The 12924-nt window shown below is 60.5% G+C and carries 5 protein-coding genes and 1 rRNA gene; 3 read left to right on the forward strand and 3 right to left on the reverse strand.

Annotation, left to right across the window (positions count from 1 at the left end):
* Positions 1 to 28 precede the first annotated feature (28 nt).
* Both KW838_RS29115 and KW838_RS29120 read left to right on the forward strand, forming a co-directional pair.
* Positions 29 to 8407 carry a tandem-95 repeat protein gene (locus KW838_RS29115; RefSeq protein WP_218504361.1) on the forward strand — a complete coding sequence of 2793 codons (8379 nt, stop codon included), beginning with the start codon at positions 29 to 31 and terminating at the stop codon, positions 8405 to 8407.
* Positions 8408 to 8554: 147 nt separating this feature from the next.
* The gene (locus tag KW838_RS29120) at positions 8555 to 8893 is read left to right on the forward strand and encodes a hypothetical protein (protein ID WP_015092944.1); all 339 of its coding nucleotides are present in this window, start codon (positions 8555 to 8557) and stop codon (positions 8891 to 8893) included.
* A 45-nt stretch (positions 8894 to 8938) separates the two neighbouring features.
* Here the strand turns inward: KW838_RS29120 and lapD are convergent, their stop codons facing one another.
* Positions 8939 to 10885, reverse strand: a complete 1947-nt coding sequence (gene lapD / locus KW838_RS29125) for a cyclic di-GMP receptor LapD (RefSeq protein WP_102702739.1) — start codon at positions 10883 to 10885, stop codon at positions 8939 to 8941.
* Between the two features lie 14 nt (positions 10886 to 10899).
* The gene (gene lapG, locus KW838_RS29130) at positions 10900 to 11592 is read right to left on the reverse strand and encodes a cysteine protease LapG (protein WP_102702740.1); all 693 of its coding nucleotides are present in this window, start codon (positions 11590 to 11592) and stop codon (positions 10900 to 10902) included.
* A 194-nt stretch (positions 11593 to 11786) separates the two neighbouring features.
* Here lapG and KW838_RS29135 point away from each other — a divergent pair, with 194 nt between their 5' ends.
* Positions 11787 to 12497: a GntR family transcriptional regulator gene (locus KW838_RS29135; RefSeq protein ID WP_102702741.1), complete on the forward strand. Its 711-nt coding sequence runs from the start codon at positions 11787 to 11789 to the stop codon at positions 12495 to 12497.
* A gap of 124 nt (positions 12498 to 12621) precedes the next feature.
* On the opposite strand, the gene rrf is transcribed toward KW838_RS29135, so the two are convergent.
* Positions 12622 to 12737 (reverse strand): 5S ribosomal RNA (gene rrf, locus KW838_RS29140).
* Positions 12738 to 12924: the final 187 nt, after the last annotated feature.

The raw sequence follows: 12924 nt of genomic DNA on the forward strand, positions 1-12924 counted from the left end.
CACCCCGGCCGATAACTACAACGGCAGCGTGCCAACCGTCAGCTACACCGTCACCGACGGTTCCGGCAGCAACGTCACCTCGACCCTGACCATCAACGTCACCCCGGTTGACGACAGCTTTACCGACCTCAGCGAAAGCGTGACCACCGCCGAAGACACGGCCGTGACCGGCAGCGTCCTCACTGGCACGAGCAGCGTCGACGGTCCAGTCAGCGTGGTGAATTTCACCATCGACGGCGTTCCTGGGACTTTCAACGCCGGCCAGACCGCGACCATCGCCAACGTCGGCACCCTGGTGGTCGGAGCGAACGGCACCTACACTTTCACCCCGGCCACCAACTACAACGGCACGGTACCCACGGTGAGCTACACCGTCACCGACGGCTCCGGCAGCAATGTCACCTCGACCCTGAACATCAGCGTCACCCCGGTCGATGACCCGAGCGTCCTGATTGCAGATACAAAGACCGTCGATGAAGACCACGCTGCAACGGGCAACGTGCTTGGCAATGACATCGATGTCGACAACGCTCTGATTGTCGCGACATTCACCATACAAGGCGTCCCCGGCTCCTTTACCGCGGGTCAAGTCGCGACTATCTCCGGCGTCGGTACTGTGACTATCGCCACCAACGGCGATTACAGTTTCACCCCTGCCGCGAACTGGAACGGAACAGTTCCACAGATCGGCTACACCACCAACACCAACTCCACCAGCACGCTGGACATCACGGTCAACCCGGTCAACGACGCTCCGACCGTTAACGCCACTTCGGCCAGGGGTGATGAAGATCATTTGATCGCCGTGCAGCTCGGCGGCAATGACATTGACGGCAGCGTCAATCACTTCACCCTGACCAGCCTGCCGGCCAATGGCAAGTTTTACGCAGACGCCACCGGGACCATCGAGCTGACCGCCAGCAGCGTGATCTCCGCAACGGCCAATGGCGCAACGGTTTACTTCAAACCCACCGGCGACTGGAGTGGCACCACCAGCTTCACCTACAGCGCGACCGACAACGGTGGCATGCCTTCTGCTACTTCGGCGACCGGTACCATCGTCGTCGCGCCAGTCACCGATACCCCGAGCCTGTCGCTGACCGGTGGCGGTGTTGTTGCCTCGACCGACTTCCAGGAAGTCGCTGCGAGTATCGACGTCGATGTCAGCAAGCTCGGCAACGGCGCCTGGCACACTGACAACCACGGGGGCATGGTCGAAATCGGCAAAGCCAGCGTCTACGGTGCCGGCGGCAATAACCAGGTCATCGAACTCGAGCGTAATACCGGTGATGCGAGCAACCTCTACACCACTATCGATGCGAAGGCCGGCACCACGTACAACGTGTCGTTCGACTATGCACCGCGTGCCGGCGTAGATAATTCGCTCATCAACGTGTACTGGGGCGGTCAACTCATTGGCACCCTGAACACCTCGACCACGGGCATGCAGCACTACAGCTTCGACATTCCGGTCACTGCCGATGGCAACCAGAAACTCGAGTTCCGCGCTGGGGACAGCAACAGCCTGGGCGGCTTGCTGGACAACATCAATGTCACTCAGGTGCTCAACTCGGGCCTTGAAGACAACGCGATCCTGTTGTCCACCATCCAGGCCCACACCAATGACGCCGACGGCTCGGAAACGCTCACCCTCACACTGAACGGCTTGCCGGCGGGTTCCAGCCTCACCGATGGCACCCACACCTTCAATGCTGCCGACGGCTCGACGTCGGTGGACATTACGGGTTGGAACCTGTCCACGCTCAAGCTGACACCGCCGACGAACTTCAATGGCGACATCCCCCTGACCGTAACGGCCACCGCCAAAGACGGCGATGCCCCAAGCGCGAGCACTTCGCTGCCACTGGTGGTGCACGTGGCTGCCGTCGATGACGCCAGCGTGCTGCAGTCGGACCAGATCACCGTCGAAGAAGATCACAACGCGATCGGTAACGTGCTGACCAACGACCAGGATGTCGATAATGTCCTGAGCGTCGCAAGCTTCAGCGTGAACGGGGTCAACGGCAGTTTCACGGCGGGCCAGACCGCGACGATCACGGGTGTCGGTACGCTGATCATTTCCAGCAACGGCGACTACACCTTCAAGCCGGCTGCCGACTGGAATGGCAACGTTCCACAGGTGACATACACCACCAATACTGGCTCGAGCAGTACGCTGAACATCAGCGTTACGCCGGTCAACGACAACTTCACCGACGCCAACGAAACGCCCTCCACCCTGGAAGACACCGTCCTCAGCGGCAGCGTCCTCAATGGCACGAGCAGCGTCGATGGCCCGGTCAGCGTGGTCAACTTCACCATCGGTGAGACCACCTACGCCGCCGGCAGCACGGCAACCATCGCCAACGTCGGTACCCTGGTGATCGGTGCCAATGGGGCTTACACCTTCACCCCGGCTGCCAACTACAACGGCACGGTGCCGACCGTCACCTACACCGTCACTGACGGTTCGGGACCTAACGATACCTCGACCCTGAACATCAGCGTTACGCCGGTCAACGACAACTTCACCGACGCCAGCGAAACGGTCTCCACCCTGGAAGACACGGCCCTGAGCGGCAGCGTCCTCACTGGCACCTCGAGCGTCGATGGCGCGGTCAGCGTGGTCAACTTCACCATTGGTTCGACCACCTACACGGCCGGTACCACGGCGACCATTGCCAATGTCGGCACCCTGGTGATCGCGGCGAACGGCGCTTACACCTTCACCCCGGCCGCCAACTACAACGGCACGGTGCCAACCGTCACCTACACCGTCACTGACGGTTCGGGGACCAACGACACTTCGACCCTGAACATCAGCGTCACGCCGGTCGACGACAGCTTCACCGATGCCAACGAAACGCTCTCCACCCTGGAAGACACCGCCCTGACCGGCAGCGTTCTCACTGGCACGAGCAGCGTTGACGGCCCGGTCAGCGTGGTCAACTTCAGCATCGACGGTGTGACTGGTACTTTCAACGCCGGCCAGACTGCGACCATCGCCAACGTCGGCACCCTGGTCATTGGGGCCAACGGCGCTTACACCTTCACCCCGGCCGCCAACTACAACGGCACCGTGCCGACTGTTACCTACACCGTCACTGACGGTTCGGGAGCCAACGACACTTCGACCCTGAACATCAGCGTCACGCCGGTCAACGACAACTTCACCGACGCCAGCGAAACGCTCTCGACCCTGGAAGACACCGCCCTCAGCGGCAGCGTCCTCAGCGGCACAAGCAGCGTCGACGGCCCGGTCAGCGTGGTCAACTTCACCATCGGTGATACCACCTACACCGCTGGCAGCACGGCGACCATCGCCAACGTCGGTACCTTGGTCATTGCAGCGAACGGGGCTTACACCTTCACCCCCGCCGCCAACTACAACGGCACCGTGCCGACCGTCACCTACACCGTCACCGACGGTTCCGGCACAGACGACACTTCGACCCTGAACATCAGCGTTACGCCGGTCAACGACAACTTCACCGACGCCAGCGAAACGCTCTCGACCCTGGAAGACACTGCCCTCACCGGCAGCGTCCTCAGCGGCACGAGCAGCGTCGATGGCCCGGTCAGCGTGGTCAACTTCAGCATCGACGGTGTGACGGGTACTTTCAACGCCGGCCAGACTGCGACCATCGCCAACGTCGGCACCCTGGTGATCGCGGCGAACGGGGCTTACACCTTCACCCCGGCCGCCAACTACAACGGCACGGTGCCAACCGTTACCTACACCGTCACCGACGGTTCGGGACCTAACGACACCTCGACCCTGAACATCAGCGTTACGCCGGTCAACGACAACTTCACCGACGCCAACGAAAGCGTGACCACCGCTGAAGACACCGCCCTCACCGGCAGCGTCCTCAGTGGCACGAGCAGCGTCGATGGCCCGGTCAGCGTGGTCAACTTCACCATCGGTGATACCGCCTACGCCGCCGGCAGCACGGCGACCATCACCAACGTCGGTACCCTGGTGATCGCGGCGAACGGGGCTTACACCTTCACCCCGGCTGCCAACTACAACGGCACTGTGCCAACGGTTACCTACACCATCACTGACGGTTCCGGCACAGACGACACTTCGACCCTGAACATCAGCGTTACCCCGGTCGATGACAGCTTCACCGATATCAGTGAAAGCGTGACCACCGCTGAAGATACGGTCCTCACCGGCAGCGTCCTCACCGGCACCTCGAGCGTCGACGGCCCGGTCAGTGTGGTCAACTTCACCATTGGTTCGACCACCTACACGGCCGGTACCACGGCGACCATTGCCAATGTCGGCACCCTGGTGATCGCGGCGAACGGCGCTTACACCTTCACCCCGGCCGCCAACTACAACGGCACGGTGCCAACCGTCACCTACACCGTCACTGACGGTTCGGGGACCAACGACACTTCGACCCTGAACATCAGCGTCACGCCGGTCGACGACAGCTTCACCGATGCCAACGAAACGCTCTCCACCCTGGAAGACACCGCCCTGACCGGCAGCGTTCTCACTGGCACGAGCAGCGTTGACGGCCCGGTCAGCGTGGTCAACTTCAGCATCGACGGTGTGACTGGCACCTTCAACGCCGGCCAGACCGCGACCATCGCCAACGTCGGTACCCTGGTGATCGGTGCCAATGGGGCTTACACCTTCACCCCAGCTGCCAATTACAACGGCACGGTGCCGACCGTCACCTATACCGTCACCGACGGTTCGGGACCCAACGACACCTCGACCCTGAACATCAGCGTTACGCCGGTCGACGACAGCTTCACCGACGCCAACGAAACGCTCTCAACCCTGGAAGATACTGCCTTGACCGGCAGCGTCCTCAGCGGCACCTCGAGCGTTGACGGCCCGGTCAGCGTGGTCAACTTCAGCATCGACGGCGTTCCTGGCACCTTTACCGCCGGCCAGACCGCGACCATCGCCAACGTCGGCACCCTGGTGATCGCGGCGAACGGTGCTTACACCTTCACCCCGGCTGCCAACTACAACGGCACCGTGCCAACCGTCACCTACAGCGTCACCGACGGTTCAGGACCTAACGACACCTCGACCCTGAACATCAGTGTCACCCCGGTCGATGACAGCTTCACCGACGCCAACGAAACGCTCTCGACCCTTGAAGACACCGCCCTGACGGGCAGCGTTCTCACTGGCACCTCGAGCGTCGATGGCGCGGTCAGCGTGGTCAACTTCACCATTGGTTCGACCACCTACACGGCCGGTACCACGGCGACCATTGCCAATGTCGGCACTCTGGTGATCGCGGCGAACGGCGCTTACACCTTCACTCCGGCCGCCAACTACAACGGCACCGTGCCGACCGTCACCTACACCGTCACCGACGGTTCGGGAACCAACGACACTTCGACCCTGAACATCAGCGTCACGCCGGTCGACGACAGCTTCACCGACGCCAACGAAACGCTCTCGACCCTGGAAGACACTGCCCTCACCGGCAGCGTCCTCACTGGCACCAGCAGCGTCGACGGCCCGGTCAGCGTGGTCAACTTCACCATCGGTGATACCACCTTCACCGCTGGCAGCACGGCGACCATCGCCAACGTCGGTACCCTGGTGATCACCGCGAACGGGGCTTACACCTTCACCCCGGCCGCCAACTACAACGGCACGGTGCCGACCGTCACCTACACCGTCACCGACGGTTCGGGACCTAACGACACCTCGACCCTGAACATCAGCGTCACGCCGGTCAACGACAGCTTCACCGACGCCAGCGAAACGCTCTCGACCCTGGAAGACACTGCCTTGACCGGCAGCGTTCTCACCGGCACGAGCAGCGTCGATGGCCCGGTCAGCGTGGTCAACTTCACCATCGGTTCGACCACCTACACGGCCGGTACCACGGCGACCATCGCCAATGTCGGTACCCTGGTGATCGCAGCCAGCGGCGCCTACACCTTCACCCCGGTCGCCAACTACAACGGCACAGTGCCAACCGTCACCTACACCGTCACCGACGGTTTGGGACCCAACGTCACCTCGACCCTGAATATCAGCGTCACGCCAGTCGATGACCCGAGTGTGCTGGCTGCGGACCTCAAAACCACTCTTGAGGACCAGATCTCCACCGGTAACGTACTGACCAACGACCGTGATGTGGACAACGCTCTCAGCGTGACCAAGTTCACTATCGGTGGCATCGAGTACAGCGCGGGGGGGACCGCCACCATCGCAAACGTGGGCAGGCTGACGCTCGGTGCCAACGGTGACTACAGCTTTACCCCTGCCGACAATTGGAGTGGCAAGGTTCCGACTGTGACCTACACCACCAATACCGGCTCAAGCACCACGCTGGACCTTAGTGTGACCGCGGTCGCGGATACTCCGATCGTGACCGCCACCACGTCTCAGGTGGCCGAGAACAGCAGCATCGCGTTGGGCTTGAAGGTAACGTCAGTGGACACTGATGGCTCTGAAACCCAGACCATTACCTCGATCGCCGGCATCCCTGCAGGTGCGACCCTGACCGATGGCACGCACACCTTTACCGGCACCACCGGTAACGGCGTCGTCAACCTCAGCGGGTGGGACGTGAGCAAGTTGAGCTACACCCCGGCACCGTACGCCACCGGCACCAACACGCTGACCGTTACGGCAGTCTCGACCGAGAGCCAGGGTGATTCGGCCAGCAATACGACGCAGATTCCGATCACGATCAATCCAGCGGTCTATAACCCGCTCACTGCCACCGCAGGTAACGACACCGTCACCGGCACCAGTGGCAATGACATCGTGGTGTCGGATGTCGGCGGGCTGACGGTCGCACCAGGTCAGAACTACAATATCGCCTTCATGGTCGACAGCTCGGGCAGTATGGGCGACGCCTCCATGTCGGCGGCGAAGAAGTCTCTGGAGGCGGTGTTTACTTCACTGATCGCCAGTGCGACCTCGAAAGACGCGAATCCGGGTACTGTGAAAGTGTTCCTCGTGGACTTCGACACGACAGTCAAACAGTCGATTTCGATCGACCTGTCCAGCAAAGATGCCCTGGCGAACTTGAAGTCGGTTCTCGACGGCATGAAATCGGGTGGATACACCAACTACGAGGACGTGTTCAAGACCACCGCCAACTGGTTCTACAGTGCTGATGCGAAGAGCAACCCTAATGCGATCAATCTCACCTACTTCATAACCGACGGTGAGCCAACCGCTTACACCAGCTATGAACAGACCAACCCAGTCGTCGTCGACTTCAAGTCCAACAGCGCCACGGACCTGACCCTGGACAGCCTGTTGAAACTGGGTGACTACAGGCCTGGCTATGCGTTCACCACAGTGATCGGCGGTGCGACTCGTACGCTGGTCGATGCCAATGGCGCCGTTTACAAATGGAGTGAGGACGGCAAGGGTAACTGGAGCTCTTCCAAGTACAGTGGCCTGACACTTCATGCGCAAGGCGACGGCACTTATGAGCTGTCGGCCAACGATGGCGATGGTTACGTCGATAGAACCAGTGCCTCAAATGCCGCAGCGGCATTTGCCCTGCTGGCGGCTGCCAACTCCACTGTGCAAGCCATCGGCCTGAACGGCGAAGTCAAGGAAAGCGATCTGGCGCCGTACAACACCACCGACGGCAAGCCGCTGGCCAATATCAACCCCGCGGATCTGGCCAACGCGATTCTCGGCCACAGCGAGGCCACGCTACCAGGTCAAGACACCGTCAACAGCGGTGATGGCAATGACATCATCTTCGGCGACCTGGTGAGCTTCAATAGCGTCACCGGCGAGGGTTACGCTTCGCTGCAGGCGTTTGTCGGCCTGCAAACCGGAGCCGAGACCAACCAGGTCACACCAAGCAATGTGCACCAGTACATCACCGAGCACTACAGCGTGTTCGATGTGTCCGGCGCTCAGGATGGTGCCGATACGCTGCTCGGTGGTGCCGGCAATGACATCATCTTCGGCCAGGGCGGCGACGACAAACTCTACGGCGGCACCGGCAATGACATCCTGCTCGGCGGTACCGGAAACGACTTGCTCGACGGTGGCGACGGTAATGACATCCTCCTGGGCGGTAAAGGCAATGACACCCTGACTGGCGGTTTGGGCGGCGACACCTTCGTCTGGAAAGCCGGCGACACCGGCAACGACGTGATCAAGGACTTCAAGGCCAACGAAGGCGACCGGATCGACCTGCGCGATCTGTTGCAGGGCGAAACCGGCAGCACCATCGACAACTTCCTGAAGATCACCACGGTCGATGGCGTGTCGTCGCTGCAAGTCAGCTCGACGGGTCAGTTCAACTCTGGCAACGCCGCAGCCGCCACGCCGGATGTGACGATCAAGCTGGAGGGCAACAACTGGTCAAGCGCCAACCTGCACAACCTGATTGCCGGTAGCGACCCGACCATCAAAATCGATCACAACAACAGCTGATGCATGAAAACGGCCGCCCCCTTCCGGGGCGGTCGTCACGTTTGTGTCCACTGCCCGGTGACGATTTCGTCGCTGCGCCACATACTGGCGCGCAGTTGACCTATGCTGCTGACAGCAAGACGCTGGTTCAATTCTGAGGGATGCTCAATGTTTTACGTGCAACGCGATGCGCAGGGCCTGTTGGTACGCGTGGAGCCCGCCGCCTACGCCGAGGCCACTGAAACGCTGCCGGCCGACAATCATGAAATCCAGGCCTGGTTTGCCAATGCGGCTGTGGAGAACAGCCTCAAACAACTCAAGCAAAGTGACCTGGAAATGATCCGGGTACTCGATGACTTGATTCAGGTGCTGACCCAGAAAGGCGTGATCCGCGTCACCGACCTGCCGACGGCGGCCCAGGCCAAACTCATGGACCGAAACCAGGCCCGTGAAGCCTTGGGTGGCTTGAGCCAATTGATCGATGATGAAGAGACCGGGTTGATCTGACACACCCTTGCGATCACTCCCACGCGCTGCGTGGGAGCGATCAAATCAGCGCCAGGGCTTGGGCTCGCCGAACAGCTGGCCCTGCACACCGTATAGTCCCATCTCGCGAATCACCGACAACTCGCCTTCCGTCTCGACCCGTTCGGCAATCAGTGGCAAATCGATGCTGTGCGCCGCTCGTTGGATCGCCTCGATGAACAGGCGTTTGTCACTCTCCAGATCAATCGAGCGAATGTAGCTGCCATCGATCTTCAGGTACGCCAGCCCCAGCCGCGCCAGGTTGCCGATCATGCTGAAGCGTCCGCCAAAACGTTGCAGGCTCAGTGAGAAGCCGAGTTCGCGCAGGCGCCGGGTCAGTTGCTCCAGTACCGCCTGATCAGGCAGTTGTTCTTCGCCAATCTCCAGGGTCAGACGCGGGCCGAGGTTGGAATGCGCACGCAGTAGCTCGAAAATTTTGTTTTGCGCCTGCGGGTCGCCCAGGGTCGCCGACGACAGATTCAGCGCCAGCGACTCTTCATGTTCGCTCATTTGCGCCAATACCCGTTCGAGCATCAGCCGATCCAGACGCGCGGTCCAGCCGAAGCGCTCCAGCCAAGGCAGAAAACGCCCGGCGGGGATGGTCTGGCCGTGTTCGTCGAGCAGTCGCGACAACACTTTGTAATGCAGTACCAGTTGCGTGTCCTGGGCGGCCACTACCGGTTGGAAATACAGCTCGAAGCGCCGCTGTGTCAGCGCCTGGTCAAGCATCAGGTGCCAGGCGTGGTGATCGTCGCCGACACTGGCCGAGAGGCTGTGTTCGATGCAGGCCCAATTCTGCTCGCCCTGGCCTTCGGCCTGGGCCAGCGCCTGATCACCGAGGCTGAGCACGGCTTGCGGCGAGTCACCATGAGCGAAAGGCGCCAGGCCGATAGACGCTACGGCAGCCACATCAGTGGCGCCGGTAGCGTGCAGACTGGCCAGGGCGCTGTCGAGATTTTGCGCCAGTTGCAACGCTTCTTCGCGCACCAGCCCCGGTGCCAGTACTGCAAACTCGCCGCCACGGATACGGGTCACCAGGTTCTGGGTCTCCGGATACTTGGCGCACTCGCGAGTCAGTTGCTCACCGACGGCCTTGAGCACTTCATCGGTGCGCTGGCCACCGAGACGCTGGTTGAGGCCGGCCAGATCCTTGACCCGCAACAGCAGCAGATAACCGGAGCTGGCCTGCTCCGGGTTGCTCACCCGCGCATTCAGTTGCATCTCGAAATAGCGCCGGTTGGCCAACCCGGTCAACGAATCCTGATAGGACTCGACCCGCAGCTTTTCACTACGCTCGGCCTGCTCCTGGAACAGCGCCTTGAGCTTCTCGACCATCTGGTTCATGGCCTGCACGACCCGGCGAAGCTCCGGAGTGCGCGGCAGTTCCGGCAAGCTGAGGAACTCCCGTCGGGCGATGGCGTGGGATTGCTTGACCATGTAATCCAGCGGTCGCAATTGCTGGCGCAGCAACAGCGCGCCAAGCACCGCACTGACGGCGCCGCATAGCAGCAACCAGCCCAGGCTGCCCAAAGCGCTTTGCCACAACTTGGCCAGCGCGAACATCGGATGGCTGACGACCTCGACCCGGGCAGCCTGCTCCCAGCCGCGGCTGACGATCGCATCACCACCGGCGGGCTCCAGGCCGATCAGTTTGACGAACCAGTCCGGAACGTTGTTGACCGCCGGAATGCCCGTGCGCTCAACCAGGGGCTGGTCGGTCTTCAGATCGACCACGCGGATGCTCGCGTAGTAACCGCTGTCGAAAATCGAGCTGACCAGCAACTCGACCATCGCCGGGTCGTCGATATTCGGGGTCAGGGAAAGCGCCAGCGCGGTCGCGGCGTCCTGGGCATGGGAGCGCAACTGGTTGACGTACTGAGTGCGCGAGCTCTCCAGGCTGACCATGAAACTGCCGGTGAAGGCGACCACCAGGAACAGACAGATAGCAATCAACAGCTGTTTGAACAAAGACATCTGAGCACGTGCTCCTAGTTAGTCGTCTCGACCGGGAATCCTTCGGCCTGCATTTTCTTCAACACATCCTGCCAGCGCGACAGACGCTTGGTATCGCCGACCTTTTTGTTGCCTTTGGCACCCGGCAACCACAATCCCTCTGCGTTGAAAGAGTAGACCGGCAGCAAATCCTTTCGTTGGCTGGCCGGCTTGATTGCATCTATCAGGCTGTCGAGCACCAGGGGCTCGGCCTCCGGACTCGAGTAGTAGGTCAGCACCATGTGCGCGCGGTTCTGGGTCAGTGCCTTGACGTAGGTAATCCGCAGCTTTTCACTGGCTACACCGAGGTGACGCAGGCTGAAGTACTTGGCAATAGCGTAGTCTTCACAGTCGCCGGCGCCTTTCCACAAAGCTTCGGTCGGGGTTTCCCAGTAGTCGACTTCATGCCACAGATCGATGTCTTCAACGTATCGCAGCTGTTTGTTGAAGAAGCGATTGACCACATTGAGTTGTTCCGACTCGCCGATCTGCTTCTGACTGGCCAACAAATATTGCCAATCATTAATGCGTTGCTGACCCTCTCCCAAAGGTCCGTACAATGCCTGCGCCCGCCGGCTGATCAGGGAAAAGTCCCAATCGGCACTCAAGCTGCCCAGCATCACGCCAGCCAGCAGCAATGCGCTACACAGCCAGCGTAAAATCCGGGGGATCGTTAAACATGCCGCCAATGCGAGGCATCCTGGGTAGACAGGAGAGAGTCGTTCGAATGGTGAAGGTTAGACCGGAAAAAGACAATGGCACGGTGAGATCACTGGCGGCGCGCTAAACTGCAGGAAAGGCACTCGTTCACTTGTTTGACAAGCTGTCAGGCAGTCACTAGTGTCATTTGGATCCAAAAATTTCATTATTCAGGGTGCGTTTAGTGACACAAAAGCCCAACCCTCTCAGCAGTATCAAGGTCAACGGGCCGATTCCCGCACATCTGGCACGCTCGGTGATAGAGGAAACCCTGCGCGCGGCAATACTTGACGGGCGCATCCCTTGCGGTGCGGCCCTGCGTCAGCAAGACCTCGCCGACCTGTTCGGCGTCAGCCGCATGCCCGTTCGCGAAGCCTTGCGCCAGCTCGAAGCACAGTCGTTGCTCAATGTGGTGGCCCATAAAGGCGCCGTGGTCGCGCCGCTGGTCCAGGGAGACGCCGTTGAAACCTACGCCCTGCGCATCCTGCTGGAATCGGAGGCCCTGCGTCTCTCGGTGCCATTGCTCCAGGACGAAGATCTGGAACAGGCTGCCCGCTACATCGACGAACTCGAAACGCAAAGCGACTACACCGAAATCGGCCGGCTCAACCGCTTGTTCCACATGACGCTTTACAGCCGGGCGCCCAATCGCCGGCTGTTGAAACTGGTTGAAGACGGCCTGAACGAGGAAGAGCGCTTCCTGCGTTTCAACCTGGAAGCCATGGGCCTGGGCAAACTGTCCCAGGACGACCACCAGGCATTGTTGCGGGCCGCCGAGGAACGGGACGTAGAGCGCTCCGTGAAGCTGCTCGAACATCATCTGAACCGAGGGGTCGAGGTCATTACACGCTACCTCAACAGCCCTGAAGTCCAGGCCAGGAACACGCCGAAGTAACCCGCAACGGCAGGTGCAAGACGTGAGAAAGCCCGTTGTGGAGAGGCTCCACAACGGGCTTTTCAGTACCCCTGAAACGACAAAACCCCTGTCTGCGTTAGCAGACAGGGGTTTTGGAATTCAATCTTGACGATGACCTACTCTCACATGGGGAAACCCCACACTACCATCGGCGATGCATCGTTTCACTTCTGAGTTCGGGATGGGATCAGGTGGTTCCAACGCTCTATGGTCGTCAAGAAATTCTGTGACCAGCCCGTTAGAACATCAACGTGCCAGTGAAAATGGGTGACTTCTACTAAAAACAAAACCCCTACCTGCATACGCAGATAGGGGTTTCGGAATTTAATCTTGACGATGACCTACTCTCACATGGGGAAACCCCACACTACCATCGGCGATGCATCGTTTCACTTCTGAGTTCGGG

Origin of the sequence: Pseudomonas sp. PDM27 (assembly GCF_019219205.1) — a bacterium.
Taxonomy (GTDB): domain Bacteria; phylum Pseudomonadota; class Gammaproteobacteria; order Pseudomonadales; family Pseudomonadaceae; genus Aquipseudomonas; species Aquipseudomonas laurylsulfatiphila.